Source organism: Vibrio sp. YT-17, assembly GCF_033337375.1.
In the GTDB taxonomy this organism is placed as follows: domain Bacteria; phylum Pseudomonadota; class Gammaproteobacteria; order Enterobacterales; family Vibrionaceae; genus Vibrio; species Vibrio alginolyticus.
This window is the reverse complement of the sequence record NZ_JAWOQP010000014.1, coordinates 58,447-74,866: the sequence shown is the minus strand read 5'-3', so window position 1 is coordinate 74,866 and position 16,420 is coordinate 58,447. Positions and strand designations below refer to the sequence as shown.

14 protein-coding genes are annotated in these 16,420 nt (G+C 44.7%); 11 read left to right on the top strand and 3 right to left on the bottom strand.

The features are described from left to right. Positions 1-29: 29 nt before the first annotated feature. Together nrdA and ubiG are read right to left on the bottom strand one after the other, a co-directional pair. Complete coding sequence (gene nrdA, locus R7F67_RS14750; RefSeq protein WP_005376819.1) at positions 30-2,312, bottom strand: class 1a ribonucleoside-diphosphate reductase subunit alpha; 2,283 nt, start codon at positions 2,310-2,312, stop codon at positions 30-32. 501 nt (positions 2,313-2,813) lie between these two features. Further along, complete coding sequence (ubiG, locus tag R7F67_RS14745) at positions 2,814-3,521, bottom strand: bifunctional 2-polyprenyl-6-hydroxyphenol methylase/3-demethylubiquinol 3-O-methyltransferase UbiG (RefSeq protein ID WP_054577035.1); 708 nt, start codon at positions 3,519-3,521, stop codon at positions 2,814-2,816. A 475-nt stretch (positions 3,522-3,996) separates the two neighbouring features. Here ubiG and gyrA point away from each other — a divergent pair, with 475 nt between their 5' ends. The 3 genes from gyrA to R7F67_RS14730 all read left to right on the top strand — a co-directional run bounded on the left by gyrA (position 3,997) and on the right by R7F67_RS14730 (position 8,061). Then, positions 3,997-6,717, top strand: a complete 2,721-nt coding sequence (gene gyrA / locus R7F67_RS14740) for a DNA topoisomerase (ATP-hydrolyzing) subunit A (protein ID WP_042522797.1) — start codon at positions 3,997-3,999, stop codon at positions 6,715-6,717. A 123-nt stretch (positions 6,718-6,840) separates the two neighbouring features. After that, complete coding sequence (locus R7F67_RS14735; RefSeq protein ID WP_042522844.1) at positions 6,841-7,464, top strand: tetratricopeptide repeat protein; 624 nt, start codon at positions 6,841-6,843, stop codon at positions 7,462-7,464. Positions 7,465-7,506: 42 nt separating this feature from the next. After that, the gene (locus tag R7F67_RS14730; protein WP_005376825.1) at positions 7,507-8,061 is read left to right on the top strand and encodes a hypothetical protein; all 555 of its coding nucleotides are present in this window, start codon (positions 7,507-7,509) and stop codon (positions 8,059-8,061) included. Positions 8,062-8,179: 118 nt separating this feature from the next. On the opposite strand, the gene nrfA is transcribed toward R7F67_RS14730, so the two are convergent. Beyond that, positions 8,180-9,607: an ammonia-forming nitrite reductase cytochrome c552 subunit gene (gene nrfA, locus R7F67_RS14725; protein WP_025767277.1), complete on the bottom strand. Its 1,428-nt coding sequence runs from the start codon at positions 9,605-9,607 to the stop codon at positions 8,180-8,182. A 450-nt stretch (positions 9,608-10,057) separates the two neighbouring features. Between nrfA and nrfB the strand changes: the two genes are divergently transcribed. The 8 genes from nrfB to R7F67_RS14685 all read left to right on the top strand — a co-directional run bounded on the left by nrfB (position 10,058) and on the right by R7F67_RS14685 (position 16,331). Next, a complete protein-coding gene (gene nrfB / locus R7F67_RS14720; protein ID WP_053304291.1) occupies positions 10,058-10,660 on the top strand; it encodes a cytochrome c nitrite reductase pentaheme subunit in 603 nt (200 codons plus the stop codon). A gap of 1 nt (position 10,661) precedes the next feature. Further along, on the top strand, positions 10,662-11,348 hold the full coding sequence (nrfC, locus tag R7F67_RS14715; RefSeq protein ID WP_017636123.1) for a cytochrome c nitrite reductase Fe-S protein: 687 nt from the start codon (positions 10,662-10,664) through the stop codon (positions 11,346-11,348). After that, positions 11,345-12,316, top strand: coding sequence for a cytochrome c nitrite reductase subunit NrfD (gene nrfD / locus R7F67_RS14710; protein WP_005443386.1), 972 nt, complete (start codon positions 11,345-11,347; stop codon positions 12,314-12,316). The genes nrfC and nrfD overlap by 4 nt, the downstream gene beginning before the upstream one ends. A 9-nt stretch (positions 12,317-12,325) precedes the next feature. Then, on the top strand, positions 12,326-14,233 hold the full coding sequence (locus R7F67_RS14705; protein WP_104975450.1) for a heme lyase CcmF/NrfE family subunit: 1,908 nt from the start codon (positions 12,326-12,328) through the stop codon (positions 14,231-14,233). After that, positions 14,211-14,744, top strand: coding sequence for a DsbE family thiol:disulfide interchange protein (locus R7F67_RS14700; protein ID WP_062730522.1), 534 nt, complete (start codon positions 14,211-14,213; stop codon positions 14,742-14,744). Before R7F67_RS14705 ends, R7F67_RS14700 begins: the two co-directional genes overlap by 23 nt. Then, positions 14,731-15,141, top strand: a complete 411-nt coding sequence (gene nrfF / locus R7F67_RS14695; RefSeq protein ID WP_025767282.1) for a heme lyase NrfEFG subunit NrfF — start codon at positions 14,731-14,733, stop codon at positions 15,139-15,141. Before R7F67_RS14700 ends, nrfF begins: the two co-directional genes overlap by 14 nt. Positions 15,142-15,286: 145 nt before the next feature. Then, complete coding sequence (locus tag R7F67_RS14690; protein WP_020480909.1) at positions 15,287-15,463, top strand: hypothetical protein; 177 nt, start codon at positions 15,287-15,289, stop codon at positions 15,461-15,463. A 271-nt stretch (positions 15,464-15,734) separates the two neighbouring features. Further along, a complete protein-coding gene (locus R7F67_RS14685) occupies positions 15,735-16,331 on the top strand; it encodes a GTP cyclohydrolase II (RefSeq protein WP_025767283.1) in 597 nt (198 codons plus the stop codon). Positions 16,332-16,420 lie beyond the last annotated feature (89 nt).

Genomic DNA, 16,420 nt, shown 5'->3' with positions numbered 1-16,420 from the left:
TCTTTACGGGTTCGCTAGGTACGGGAAGATTAAATCTTACAACCGCCGCCAGCACAATCGTCATCTTGTGGTTGAACAGCGTCTTTCTGTTCATCTTTCGCGCCATCACGAGTGTTGTGGTAGTAAAGCGTTTTCACACCAAACTTATACGCTGTTAGCAGGTCTTGAAGTAGTTTCTTCATTGGAACCTTGCCAGTCTCGTAACGTGACGGGTCGTAGTTAGTATTAGCAGAGATAGCTTGGTCAACAAACTTCTGCATAATACCCACAAGGTGTAGATAACCGTCGTTCGAACCGATATTCCAAAGCAGTTCATAGCTGTCTTTAAGTTCTGTGAACTCTGGTACAACTTGCTTCAGGATACCGTCTTTCGAAGCTTTTACTGAAACGTAACCACGTGGTGGCTCAATACCGTTAGTTGCGTTTGAAATCTGAGAAGAAGTCTCAGAAGGCATTAGCGCAGTCAGTGTTGAGTTACGTAGGCCGTGCTCCATAATTTCTTTACGTAGGCTGTCCCAGTCGTAGTGCAGCGCTTCGTCACAAATTAGGTCGATATCTTTCTTATACGTATCAATCGGCAGTAAGCCTTTCGCGTAGTTCGTCTCGTCGAATGAAGGGCACTTACCTTGTTCTTTCGCCAGTGCTACAGATGCTTTCAATAGGTAGTACTGCATTGCTTCGAACGTACGGTGAGTTAGGCCGTTCGCGCTACCGTCAGAGTATTTCACGCCATTCTTCGCTAAGTAGTAAGCAAAGTTAATCACACCAACACCTAGCGTACGACGGTTCATAGTCGATTTGTATGCCGCTGGTAGAGGGTAATCTTGGTAATCAAGCAGTGCATCTAACGCACGAACAACAAGATCGGATAGCTCTTCGAAATCATCTAGAGACTTGATAGCACCTAAGTTGAATGCAGAAAGCGTACACAGTGCGATCTCGCCTGAGTCATCTTCAACGTTAGTTAATGGTTTCGTTGGTAGTGCGATTTCTAAACATAGGTTCGACTGACGAACTGGAGCAACTTCAGAATCAAATGGGCTGTGAGTATTACAGTGGTCCACGTTCTGGATGTAGATACGACCCGTTGATGCACGCTCTTGCATTAGCAGAGTGAACATTTCAATCGCTTTAACCGTTTCTTTCTTGATTGAAGGATCGTTCTCGTACTTCACGTATAGACGCTCAAACTCTTCTTGGTTTTCGAAGAATGCGTCGTACAGACCAGGTACATCAGATGGTGAGAATAGCGTAATATTGCCGCCTTCAACTAAACGTTGGTACATCAGTTTGTTTAACTGAACACCGTAGTCCATGTGACGAACACGGTTTTCTTCAACACCACGGTTGTTCTTAAGTACCATTAGTGAGCGTGCTTCACCGTGCCACATTGGGTAGAACACAGTAGCTGCGCCACCACGTACACCACCTTGTGAACAACATTTTACTGCTGTTTGGAAGTACTTGTAGAACGGAATACAACCAGTGTGGAATGCTTCACCACCGCGAATCTCTGAGCCTAATGCACGGATACGACCTGCGTTGATACCAATACCAGCGCGCTGAGATACGTAACGAACAATTGAGCTTGCTGTTGCGTTAATAGAATCAAGACTATCGCCACACTCGATCAGAACACATGAGCTGAACTGGCGAGTAGGGGTACGCACGCCAGACATAATTGGCGTAGGTAGAGAAATCTTAAATGTCGATGTCGCATCGTAGAAACGTTTGATGTAATCAAGACGCGTCGCTTTTGGATATTTCGCAAATAAGCACGCTGCTACAAGGATGTATAAGAACTGAGCACTTTCGTAAATTTGGCCCGTAACACGGTTCTGTACGAAGTACTTACCCTCTAGCTGCTTAACTGCCGCGTATGAGAAGTTTAGGTCGCGTTTATGGTCGAGGTACGCATCAAGTTCGTCGAGTTCTGCTTTTGTGTAGTCTTCTAGAATATGTTGATCGTACTTACCCATATCGACGAGGCGAGACACGTGATCATAAAGCGTTGGTGGCTCGTATTGGCCATACGCTTTTTTACGCAGATGGAATACCGCTAGGCGAGCAGCTAGGTATTGGTAATCCGGAGTCTCTTCAGAGATCAGGTCTGCCGCAGACTTGATGATTGTCTCGTGAATATCTGTCGTTGTGATGCCGTCGTAAAACTGGATGTGAGCGCGAAGTTCTACTTGAGAAACCGAAACATTATCTAGACCTTCTGCAGCCCAAGTGATAACGCGGTGGATTTTATCCAGATCGATACTTTCTTTACGGCCATCACGCTTGGTGACGGTAAGTTGTTGGTTCATTCTGCTTTATTTCCCTAAGAAAACTGATAAAAGCCGTATTTTTGTTTGTTTATGTGCAATATGAGTAAAGCTTGCGGCGGCTTTGTGATCAAAGTCTATCTATATATTGTCGCTTAAACACAACATATAGGGGTTCATTTGTTTGCGGGTTACAAGATAGTGCTATTACACTGATTTATCAAGGTACAGATCGGGGATGACTTGTGGATAACTGACAAAATGAAAAAAATCAGTAAGTGAACACTAACCGATGAGAAAAGGGCAGACTTGAATGGTTAAAAGTACGGTTTCGAGATCGGTTTAGAAATAACCGCATGCAAAAATATTTTCCTTGATCTTTGGCCGTTTTTATCTACGAAAAATGGCTTGGTCAAAATGGAATCTAGAGCACGAATTTTAGCCATAAAAAGACAAAAAAAGCGGCAACTTTGTGCTACCGCTTCCGATTCATTTTCTTTAAAAAATGTCAATCACAAAACTCATTTTTTAACTTAATAGCGTTCAGTATTTTTTAGTATGAACGATGTAGTTTACATCTACATTACGACCGAGTTTGTAGCTATCATTTAGAAGGTTGTAATGAAGCCCAGTAATGCCCATTTCCGTCAGGTCAGTTTGGTCTATCATCTTCATCATTTCGGCTGGCTTGATAAACTTATCGTGCTCATGAGTGCCTTCAGGAACAATCTTAAGAAGCTTCTCAGCACCGACAATAGCAAATAAGTACGACTTAATGTTTCGGTTCAAAGTTGAGAAAAACACGTGACCACCGGGTTTGACTAGCGCAGCACAAGAGCGGATAACGGAGAGAGGATCTGGAACGTGTTCAAGCATCTCCATACAAGTCACGACATCGTAAGTTCCTGCGTTTTCTATAGCGTGGTCTTCTATTGTGCTCTGAATGTAGGTCAGTTGAGTACCTGTTTCTAATGCATGTAGTCGCGCGACTTCTAATGGTTCTTTACCCATATCAAGTCCAGTCACAATAGCGCCTTCTTTTGCCATGCTTTCAGCAAGAATGCCACCACCACAGCCGACATCAAGTGCGCGCTTGCCAAACAAGCCATTTGCTTTTTCAAGTACATAGTTCAAACGAAGTGGGTTAATTTGATGAAGCGGCTTAAACTCGCCTTCTAAATCCCACCATCGAGAAGCCATGTCCTCGAATTTCTTAATTTCACTTGGGTCGACGTTTTGTGCTTTAGTCATAATTGGTTTTATTGCATTCAATCTGAGTCCTTTAGAGGGCGCCAGTATACTCCAACGTTTTACACCCAAACAACCTCGATGTGCTTAGTTAAGGGACAATGACAGAGTCCATTGGCGCGGCAATCGAGACAGGTGCCTGTAATTTTGAAAGCGCTAGCTATTGTTTTTGGTTCATTCTTGAACTGGTGCCAGTGACAATAACTCTAAAACCTGCATTTTCGCGTTGTGTAGTTAAAGGAATTTACCTCGCTTTTCCGCGTAAAGAGTCCGATTTTGCTCAATATTGACCGAAATATAACCACTAATCAGAAAGATATGGGATGAGTGTGCAAATTCTCGACATTTGATTCATAACCAAGCTCACAACCTGATAAAAGGAGAGGGAAAGTGATGCCGAAGTGATGAATTGTGTGTTATATTTTTGCACCTTACACGTATCGTAATTACGATCAGATAATAGAGGGATAATGGCTCTATGAGCGATTTAGCTAAAGAGATCACGCCCGTAAACATTGAAGATGAGCTTAGAGGTTCATACCTAGACTATGCGATGTCAGTCATCGTGGGTCGTGCTCTTCCAGATGTGCGTGATGGCCTAAAACCAGTACACCGCCGCGTTTTATTCGCGATGAACGTACTAGGCAACGATTGGAACAAACCATATAAAAAATCAGCCCGTGTTGTCGGCGACGTAATCGGTAAATATCACCCACATGGTGATAGTGCTGTGTACGACACAATCGTACGTATGGCTCAGCCGTTCTCGCTTCGTTACATGCTGGTCGATGGTCAAGGTAACTTTGGCTCGATCGATGGCGACTCTGCTGCGGCAATGCGTTACACCGAAGTTCGAATGGCAAAAATTGCCCATGAACTATTGGCTGACCTAGATAAAGAAACCGTAGACTACGTACCAAACTACGACGGTACTGAGCAGATCCCAGCGGTTCTTCCAACTAAAATTCCAAACCTATTGGTTAACGGTGCTTCTGGTATCGCAGTAGGTATGGCAACCAACATCCCGCCTCATAACCTTGGCGAAGTGATTGATGGCTGTCTTGCATACATCAATAATGAAGAAATCACTATTGATGAACTAATGGATTACATTCCTGGTCCTGATTTCCCAACGGCGGCGCTTATCAGCGGTCGTAAAGGCATTGTAGACGCGTACAAAACAGGTCGTGGCAAAATCTACATGCGTTCGAAAGCGGACATCGAAGTGGAGAAGAATGGTAAAGAGACCATTATCGTCACTGAAATTCCTTACCAGGTAAACAAAGCTCGCTTGATCGAAAAGATCGCTGAGCTAGTTAAAGATAAGAAAGTAGAAGGCATCAGTGCACTGCGCGACGAGTCAGATAAAGACGGTATGCGCATTGTTATTGAGTGTAAGCGCGATGCTGTGGGCGAAGTAGTTCTAAACAACCTTTACGCTCAGACTCAGCTGCAAACCACTTTCGGTATCAACATGGTGGCCCTAAACAATGGCCAGCCACAGCTATTCAACCTAAAAGATATGTTGAAGTGCTTCGTTGATCACCGTCGTGAAGTTGTGACACGTCGTACTATCTTCGAACTGCGTAAAGCGCGTGAACGTGCTCATATCCTTGAAGGTTTAGCTCTAGCGCTTGCTAACATTGATGAAATCATTGAGCTTATCCGTAAGGCACCTACACCGGCTGAAGCAAAAGCGGGTCTTATCGCTCGTGGTTGGGATTTAGGCAACGTTTCAGCAATGCTAGAGCGTGCTGGTACAGATGCTGCGCGCCCTGAATGGCTAGAGCCTGAATATGGTATTCGTGATGGTCAGTACTTCCTGACTGAGCAACAAGCACAAGCTATCCTAGATCTACGTTTACATAAACTAACAGGTCTAGAACACGAGAAGATTCTAGGCGAATACAAAACACTTCTAGAAGAAATCGCTGAACTCATGCATATCCTTGCGAGCACTGAGCGTTTGATGGAAGTTATCCGTGAAGAACTTGAAGCGGTTCGTGACGGCTTTGGTGACGCTCGTCGTACAGAAATCACAGCTGCGAGCCATGATATTGACATGGAAGAGCTGATCGCACGTGAAGACGTTGTAGTTACTCTATCTCACGGTGGTTACGTTAAGTACCAAGTACTGAGCGACTACGAGTCACAGCGCCGTGGTGGTAAAGGTAAGAGTGCGACTAAGATGAAAGATGAAGACCATATCGAGCGTCTTCTAGTGGCGAATACCCACGATAACATCTTGTGTTTCTCTACTCGTGGTAAGACATACCGCCTGAAAGTTTACCAATTGCCTCTAGCGAGCCGTACTGCGCGTGGTAAGCCAATTGTGAACATCCTTCCACTCGAAGAAGGTGAGCGCATTACCGCGATTCTGCGTGTTGATGAATTCTCTGAAGACAAATTCATCTTCATGGCAACAGGTGACGGTACGGTTAAGAAAACGCCGTTGAACCAGTTTGCAAACGTACGTTCAAACGGCCTAATCGCTGTGAACCTACGTGAAGACGATTCGTTAATCGGTGTGGATATCACTAACGGCGAAAACGAAATCATGCTGTTCTCTAAAGCGGGTAAAGTGGTTCGCTTTAAAGAAGCAGAAGAGATTCCAGTACTTGATGAAAATGGTAAACCAGTTCTTGATGAGAATGGTCAGCCAGAGATCAAGTTTAAAGGTGTTCGTCCTATGGGTCGTACCGCCTCTGGTGTTCGTGGTATGAAACTGGCTGAAAATGACCAAGTTGTATCACTTATTGTTCCTTCGCACGAAGGCGATATCCTAACGGTTACAGAAAACGGTTATGGTAAACGTACAGCACTTAGCGAGTACCCGACAAAAGGTCGTGGCACTCAAGGTGTAGTTTCTATCAAAGTTTCTGAGCGAAATGGCCCGGTAGTTGGTGCTATCCAGGTTGTTGAAGGTGATGAAATGATGATGATCACCGACGCTGGCACGTTAGTACGTACTCGTGTGGGTGAAGTTAGCCAGGTTGGTCGTAACACACAAGGTGTAACGCTTATCCGTACTGCGGAAGATGAATCAGTTGTTGGTTTGCAACGTATTGAAGAAGTTGATGATGAAGAGCTGCCTACTGATGAAGATGCAGAAGCGTTAGAGTCAACAGGCGAAAATACGCAGCAAGACGCTTCAGAAGCTCCAGCTGCTGATGATGCAGAGGAAGGTAACGAAGAGTAATCTTACATCGTTATCCTGATATGAAAAGCCGAGCCTTAGTTGCTCGGCTTTTTTGTATCTGTATCAACGCATTTAAAGTAAGAAATGCGTACACTGACGTTATCTTTGTTTATGGGACGTGTTATGTCTGTTTGGTTTTTCGCTGCCATCACTCTGATGGGATTGTTTATCGTACTCTTATCACTGAGTGCATCAAAAGTTAAACCTGCTCAATGGTTTGGCTTTTGCCTGTTAGTACTTGTCGTGACGAGTGCCAGTTTCTTATTGCTGCATCAAACTCCGCCTAAACCAATACAAGCGGAAATGTCACGAATGATGACTGCTCGTGACATCATGAAAGAGATTCAAGACCAGTTGCGTGAAGATCCGAACAACGCTGAATTGTGGTTCCAACTCGGGCAGGGCTACCTGCTAGAGGGGGAATTTGATGGCGCGCTGATTTGTTTTGATTACGCGATCCAACTGACTGAGCCAGTCAGTGCCACGCAACTTGCCGCAAAAGCGACGACCTTGTACTACATTCACCAGCAATCAATGACGCAAGAAGTTAGCTTGCTTTTGGAGCAAGCTTTGCAGATAGAACCGCACAATGAAGCCGCTTTGTCTTTGATCGCAAATGATCATTTTCTGTCATTCCGATTTCAGGAAGCGATTGATGCCTGGGTACTATTATTAGATTCTAATGATCCAAATTTAGATAGGGTGAAAATCATTAACTCTATTAACAAAGCAAAAGAGCTGTTGTAAGCGTACAATTTAACAAGCAATAGAGGGAAAGGTGGGCAACGAATGAAAAATAAAGCACTAAGCATATTGGTTTTGCTGTGCGGCTCTGTGCTGGCGGGTTGTAGCTCTTCCGATCATTCTGGCTCTTCCTCTACGGTTTATTATTCATCGGGTTACTACGACCCGTGGTGGTACGATCATGACGACTACTGGATTTATTACTATCCGGGCTGTTGCGATAACGACGATGAATACAAAGAGAAACTGGAAGAGTGGTGGAATGGTTTAGATGAAGACCAACAGCAATCCATCAAAGACAAAGTCGAAGATTGGAAAGACGACGATATGTCCGCCAATATCGATAACATGAAACGCCAGCTTGATGATCATTGGCAATCATTGCCTGACGAGCAAAAGCAAGAGATTCGAACCCAATGGGAGAATCGTCCGGAGCATATTGAACCAGCGACTTTACAAGGCAAGGCGGTGAAAGAAAAGGTTCAACAAAGAAAAGCATTACCGGAAACGAAGATCCAGCGTCCAGTTGCTCGTCCAAATGTGCAGATACCTAAAGCACGTCCAAATATTCAACCTAGACCTAGGCTTCCTCGTCGCTAGTACATTCGATTTTTGTCTCTCGATAGAATCAGGATGAAGAGATAAAGATAATAAAGAAAGAAAAGGGGCGTTCAGTACGCCCCTTGTTGTATCTATAAGTTAACCGTTGCCAGTTAGACTAATACGTGGCTTCGCGTTCAGCTGCTGCTTTATCCCACTCTGGCGCTACTGTTTCTAGGAAGTGTTTCTTGTCTGCGTTCATCTTATCCATATCCATGCCTAGTGCTTGTTGCGCTTTCGCTTTGGTCGAGATATCTGGAATTTGAACAGGGTCAGTAATGCCTTTGGTTGCCAGTAAACGAACCAATTTGGTACGGGCGTCAGCAGCGCGGTCAACTGCAGTACCTAGTACTTCAAGTGCTACCTCAGGAGCATGCATGTGAACACCGTGAGAAGCAATCGCGTAGTCCCAACGCCATTGTGCATGGCGAATATCTTGTAGGATAGGTTCCATCTCTGCTTCTGTTGCACCTGCTTTCCACGCTGCGCCTGCTTCAAAGTGTGCCGCTACGATTTGCTTCTCGGCGGTTAGCTTCATGTTCAGTACTTGCGCTTTGCGAGTCGAGACGATGCCTTGTAGCTGCTCTTTAGTTTGGGTATGGCATTGCGCACAGGTGTCTTCAAAACGATCAAATGGGTTACCCACTTTGTGGTCTGTGTACACCGTACCGTCTTCTTTGGTCACTTTAGGCATGTGGCAGTCCACACACACCACTTTGTTTTTACCATGAATACCCGCTCTCCAAGTTTCGAAACCTGGATGTTGCGCTTTTAGCATCGGCGCTTTAGATACGGCATGCGTCCAATCTTTGAAATTCAACGCGTCGTAGTATTTCTCCATGTCATTAACGGTGGTGCCCATATCCCATGGGAATTTAACCGCTTTAGTTGGGCCGGTGAAGTAGTATTCAACGTGACATTGAGCGCAGACCGATGCTTGCTTATCTAGGCGAGACTGTTCATCAAAGTTTTTACCAATAGTATCAAAAGCACGCTCGACGTATGGGCGAGTCAGTGCTAGCGCAGGTTCGCCTTTCTTGAAGGCTTCAGAGCCTGTGTTGTGGCAATCGGAACAACCGATAGGGTTGACGATTTCTGAGCCTAAGCGTGCCCATTTACCTTCGAAATAACCGTCTTCACCACGTTCATCAATCACGCGAGCAACGTCTGGGCTTTTACAGCTCCAGCACGCCATCGGCATAGGGCCGGATTTTTCATCAGTCGGTGCGCCGGTACGTAAGGTTTGACGAACATCATCAATTGCGTAAAAGTGACCGCGCGCTTTGTTGTAGTCTTTCGCGAAGCCATAACCAGCCCACAGGATAACCATGTTTGGGTCTTCACTTAGAGCATCTTCAATGTGCTCACTTTCGGATGTTGCTTTCCAAGAATGGTATTGATCAGGGTGGTTCTGTTCAAAGACATCGTTACGAGGATCGATGAGGCCTTTTTCTTCTGCCGCCAACGGAGCGCCGACCAAAAATAATTGGCTGGCGAATAAGGTCGCAACCGCAATAGGTGCGCTCATCCAGTGTTTTATGCTCACGGTGTTATCTCCATATTCGTTTTTATTAGCAGCGTTGTGAGAAGCTATTCCAAATAAGAACTGGAGATCTACGATTAATAATATTGCTTAATTGGATAGATGAAATAGTGAGTGAATCTTGTCTTGTTTTAGATCAATTTACACCAGTGATCTCAGTCATGTTTGAATTTATATACCCCTAAAGTGGTAGTTGTTAAGTCATTGTTCTGCAATGCTTTGGGGTTTTTACCTTTTTAAAAATAGGGTGATTTAGTTCGCTTTTTGAGCAGGCGTTTCTACCCCTTATGAATAATAGAGGTATTATAAATATAGGTTTAGCGTTGTGGCTTTCCGAAATAAGAATTGATGTCATTTGAAGATCTAAAAAATATCTTCAGAGGAAATTAATTGTCGCTCAAATAAATAATTGAGAATAGTTATCAATTATTATCGAGCTAAGGAAAGAACAATATGGGCAATATAAAATTGACCATAGAGACAATGCTGAAACTTCTCTTCGTCTTTGCCATCTATGGTTTCTCCATCGCCGCCCATGCGACTTCTTCAGAGCCGATTGAAGGTGCTCAAGCTGAGCGTCATCAAGTCGAGTTGATCCGTGACCGAGACTACAAGTGTCTTCAATGTCATAAGGACGCCAAAGAGACTCTGAATCTATCGCATGATTCGCAAGCGTTATTGAGTCAAGGTAAGCAGCTCAATTGCACTAACTGCCATAGCAACATCGGCCCTGATCACCGTGAAGGCGCGCCTGATGTGATTAAGTTTTCAGCGGCTCAATCGAAAGCGGTGCACGACAAAGTGTTCTTAGACCCAAGCTTGATCCTCAAAGCGAACAGCCAATGTGTGGATTGCCACGCACCGACACAGCTGAGAGAAAGCCACTGGACGCACGATGTGCACGCCAAAAACCTCACTTGTTCAAATTGCCACGATGTACACGCAGCGAAAACCAAAGCGTTGTCGTACGACAGAAAACAACTGATCAAGCAGTGTGTGGATTGTCACTCTGAATTTGCCGTCGAACCTGAACTTGCCAAAGAAGAGGAGAGATAGCATGAAATGTTCGAGAAGAAACTTTTTAGCCGGCAGCGGCGCGTTGATTTTAACTACAGGCGTTGCAGGCACTTCCGTTGTTAGCTCCTCTCTCTATGCCAGCAACAGTGAACAAGCGAAACGCATGGGTATGGTTCATGATGAAAATGCCTGTATTGGCTGTACCGCTTGTACCGATGCTTGTCGCGAAGTAAATAAAGTCCCTGAAGGCGTAACGCGACTTAAAATTCATCGCAGTGAACCGATTGGCGAATTTCCAGATGTGGAATACCAGTTTACTCGCGAATCCTGTCAGCACTGTGATAACCCACCATGTGTGTACGTTTGTCCAACAGGCGCTGCATACAAAGATGAAGCGACCGGCATCGTGGATGTGCACAAAGAGAAATGTGTCGGATGTGGTTATTGCCTTGCCGCTTGCCCTTACCAAGTGCGCTTCTTTAATCCAGTCGATCACTCTGCGGATAAATGTAACTTCTGCCGTGATACCAACCTAGCGCAAGGTAAGCAGCCAGCTTGCGTGGAATCTTGCCCAACAAAAGCACTCATCTTTGGTGATTTGAATGACCCAACTAGCGAGGTGAGCAAAGCTATCGAAAGCCATGTTGTCTATCGCGATAAATCGCATTTAGGTACGCAACCTAAACTGTACAAAATTCCGCATAGCAAAGGGGAGGTGTCATCATGAACGGCTTCGAAAGTGCATTCCACTTTGACTCGTTAGTCTGGGATTGGATCATCGCGATTTACTTATTCCTTGCTGGGATGTCAGCAGGTGCGGTGATGATTTCTATCTATTTAAAACGCAAAGTGATTGAAGGTGATCCCGCAAACAACGGCATCATGAAAGCTATGGCTTGGCTTGCGCCATTTGGCATCATTGCTGGGTTGGTAATTTTGATTTTCCATTTAACCAAGCCTTTAGAGTTTTGGAAGATCATGATCTACTACAACCCAACGTCTGTGATGTCGATGGGCGTGATCTTGTTCCAAGTGTACATGCTGGTGCTGTTTGTTTGGATTGGCGTTATCTTCCGCCATCAAATCATCAGCTTCTGTGAAGGGAAGTTACCAAGCAAACTGCTGGATTTTGCCGATGGCATTTTGATTAAGGCGGGGAAAGCCAACAACGCCATTGAATTGTTCTTGGGCTTCTTAGCCATCGTGCTTGCAGCGTACACTGGCTTTCTATTGTCTGCATTGAAGACTTACCCAATGCTAAACAATCCAGTACTGCCAATCTTGTTCCTGTTCTCTAGTTTGTCCTCGGGTGCAGCGGCATGCTTGATGTTCGGCATCTTGGTGTTTAAAGAGTCGACCAGCAGCCCAAGTGTGTCTTGGGTACACGGATTTGAACGCCCAGTAGTATTGTTTGAGCTGTTTGTCTTAGTGACATTCTTTACTGGACTGATCTTCAGCGGTGGTCAGAACGAAGTCGCGGCTTGGAATGCTATTTCGAGTGGATTCTGGGCTCAATGGTTCTGGGTTGGCGTAGTGTTCATCGGCATGATTACGCCTTTGACTCTCAATTGGTTAACGCCTTCAGAAGTGCGCCACAAAGGCAGTTACGTTTTTGTGGTCACGACGTTGAGCTTGGTTGGCGTACTTATGCTACGTACTTTCATTCTCTATGCCGGTCAAATGACCATAGTGTAAGGGGGAAAAATGGAGGCTGAGCTAGGGTTCTTCTTACTGATATTGGTGGCTGTAACATCGACTTGTGCATCGTTGCTGCATTGGCTACGTCGTGCTATGGGTAAGAAGGCGACATTGCCGCATCAAGTCGCGATGTCCCACATCATTAGCTTAGCTTCCATCATTTGTTTAGCACTTCTGATCGTCTGCTTCGTGCAAGACAACTTCGCGTTGGAATATGTTGTTACGCATTCCAACAGTCAACTTCCCGTGGCGTTCAAAATTGCTGCCGCTTGGGGTGGGCACCAAGGCTCCATGTTGTTTTGGGTCGTCACCTTGAGTTTATGGGCGTCGTTTATTGCATTTAAGTCACCGCTCAACGCCCAATATACTTGTGACTGTTTAGGAATCATGAACGTTCTTATTGCGACATTTGCTTGGTTCACGTTAATGACCTCTAACCCGTTCGAGTATGCCCAAGTATTGGCGTCGGAAGGACGAGATCTAAACCCAATGTTGCAAGATGTTGGGCTTATCATTCATCCACCATTGCTTTATCTCGGTTATGTCGGTTACGCAGCAATATTAGCTTTTGCATTAGCAGCGCTATTGGGTAAACAACCGATGAGCGATTGGTATGTGGTTGCTCGAAGCGCAGCGTTTTTTGCATGGGGAACGCTCACGTTGGGTATCTTGGTGGGATCATGGTGGGCGTACAATGAGCTAGGGTGGGGCGGCTGGTGGTTTTGGGACCCTGTGGAGAACGCTTCTCTACTCCCTTGGCTTACTGGTACTGCTTTGTTGCACAGCGGTGTTGTCGCAACACGTAACAGAGGCGCAATTTGGAGCACCTATGCACTGGCGTTTGCTACGTTCAGCCTAAGCATTTTAGGGACATTCGTGGTGCGCTCTGGCGTGCTGACTTCAGTGCATGCTTTTGCGGTGGACCCAACTAAGGGTTTAGTGCTGCTTGGTGTATTGAGCTTGCTTATCATCATCACTTTTGGCGTATTGATTTTGCGAGGAGAACAACTCCCTCGCTTCAAACTTCAATCTCTAGCGAGCCGAGCTTACACTGCTTACATCGCCAAAGGGCTGCTGGTTATTGCGACTGCTATCGTTTTTCTTGGCACTTTTTATCCGATGGTTTATCAACTGCTCGGTTTAGGGAACATTTCAGTTGGCGCACCTTATTTTAATAGTCTGATCTTCCCATTAAGCATACTGGCTCTGATTTCCTTAGCTTTCACGCCGCTGCTGAAATGGACAAAAGGCACAGTGCCGAGTGTAAGCGCTGATATTGCGATCAGTATTGCGTTATCTCTTGTCTCTGGGATCGGGTTTATCTTCTTAGTGCACGCACTGCATTTCGAAGTATTGCTAACCATAACGTTGGCTACTTGGGTGATTGCGGCGCATCTCGTTATGCTGTTTCGTTGTTCCAATAAGCGCAAACTCATGCCAATCGTGATGGCACATATCGGTTTTGCGCTGGCGGTGAGTGGAGCTGTATTCAACAGTCACTACTCATATGAACACAATTTACGTGTCGAACCCGGCAGTTCTCAACAAAGGGCGGGGATCACTATCGATTATCATGGTATCGAATGGCTGGTGGGGCCAAACTACACCGCTGAACAAGGACAGATCACCTTGCACTTGGAAGATGGCCGCATGCTCAATTTCAACCCGCAAAAGCGTCATTACCCTGTGCGAGTGATGAATATGACCGAGCCTGCGATTCGTTCACTATGGCATGGCGATTATTACGTGACATTGGGTGACAAAGTCGATACTCATGCTTATGCGATTAAAGTTCAGTACCGCGCAGGTATTTGGTGGATATGGTCTGGCGGGCTACTAGCTGTGTTTGGCGCGCTATTAACCGGCCTAAAGAAAAGAAGAGAGGCTATCAATGCGATCGAGAAATACGCTTAAACTCGCAGGTCTGTTTGTGGCTGTTGCCGTGTTTGCTGTAGTAACTGCGGTGGCTTTGTCTGAGGGACCACATGTTGAATTGTCCCCACAACGAAATTTAGAGACACCTAATTTTCGCTCTACTTCTCTGATCTCTGATGACATGGTTTCTGAGCAGTTGTTCAAAAGCGACGGATATAAATTATTGAATGTTTGGGCATCTTGGTGCGGAGTATGCAAACGAGAGCATGAAGAATTATTGCAGTTAGCAGAACTCGGTGTGCCTATTATTGGGCTGAATTATAGAGATCAAAAACAAGCCGCTCGTGAATATTTGAGCTCTAAACGAAATCCATATATTGAAGTAATTAGTGACCCTAATGGAAAGCTCGCTGTGGAGCTAGGTGTTATCGGAACGCCGGAAACTTACTTGATTGATCCAAATGGTCGTATATTGATCAAATATCGTGGAGAGCTAACGGCAGATAAATGGAACGATATATTTTCAGGATACTTGAATGTTTCGATTTAATAATCTTCTCCTCACTTTAATCCTATTTATACTATTTTCTCCTTTCACGAGAAGTGCGGATATAGAACAGAATGTTGATCTGTTTGAATTTCATTCTGTTGAAGTGCAACAGCGTGCAACCTCGTTAGCCAAGACATTGCGCTGCCCGCAGTGTCAAAACCAAAACCTTGTCGAGTCTAATGCACAAGCGGCTAAAGACCTGAGGTTGAAAGTGTATACGATGGCCAATGAAGGCAGCTCAGATCAAGAAATAAAGGACTATCTAGTTGCTCGTTATGGGAATATTGTTCTGTATCAACCACCATTAAATTATTCCACGGCGCTGTTGTGGATCTTTCCTGTGCTATTTTTGATCTTTTTTGTCTTATATTCGATCCGAATGGTGAAGCGTAATTAATGTGACCATTATTCCACTATTAAAAATAAATTGTGCACTTAACAAGCAGAATGTTATCATTTTTCCGAATTTATGAAGTTTCCAGTATAAAGAAAATAAAAATTTTGAGCTGGATAAGTAATAAAAGAACGAATAGGTGCACGCAGTGGATTCAGTTATATTACAACTTAAAAAAGACTTCTATTCGCAGATTCGTGCATTGCAATCACCGAACCTGCCTCAAGTTACTTCAACGCTCGCCGTGTTGACCGACGAGGAAATCCAAGAACTCGAAGCAGTTTGGATTGAACTCGCCGTTTGGAAGCGCAGTCAGACCCATTAAAAGATAGACCAAACGACCTTCTTGAAACCCCAGACAAAATTTGTCTGGGGTTTTTTATTGTAGTTTTTTTAAATTGTTATAATATAACAATTGTTCAGTTGGAGAGTGGTTCTCTTTTGCTGTCTTGAGTGGATAACTGCCCTCAATTGTGATCTCTATATTGCAAAATGCGGTATCAGTCCCCATAGTTGAAGAGCAACGAGTAAATCCCATGAATGCAATAACGAAAACGCATCAAGCGCATCAAGCAATAAATCGAGTGAGTATAGATATGGCGGAAGTACGTGCCAGAGTAGATTTTAAAGTCGGGGCAAAAAGTAACATTGATGCCGAAATTCTGTCTTTCCATGGTCTGAAGACAGACAAAGAGCATGTTGCTATTATCTTTAAACAAGCGGACCAAACTCAGGACATGCCTTTAGTTCGTATGCACTCTGAGTGTTTGACAGGCGATGTGTTCCACTCTTCACGCTGTGACTGTGGTGAGCAACTAGAAGAGACGATCAATCGCATGGGCGAGTCCGGTGGTATCATCTTGTATCTCCGTCAGGAAGGTCGTGGTATTGGTTTGTACAATAAGATCGATGCATACCGCTTACAAAGCCAGGGCATGAACACGTACGAAGCTAACAACCATTTGGGCTTTGATGATGACCTGCGTGATTTCACAGAAGCAGCACAAATGCTAGAAGCTTTAGGCGTGAATAAGATCCGCCTCGTGACGAACAACCCTAAGAAAATTCGTGAGTTATCTGAGTACGGAATTGAAATTGGCGAGGTTGTCAATACCTCTGCACATATCAAAGATGGCAACGAAAATTATCTGAAGGCAAAAGTCTCTCACGGAAAACATGACCTAAAGGTTTAATCCTAAAGATAAAACTGACAATAAAGTCTGTGAAAAACCTCATTTTTATGAGGTTTTTTTGTATCTGGAGTTGCAAATAAATTGTAAAT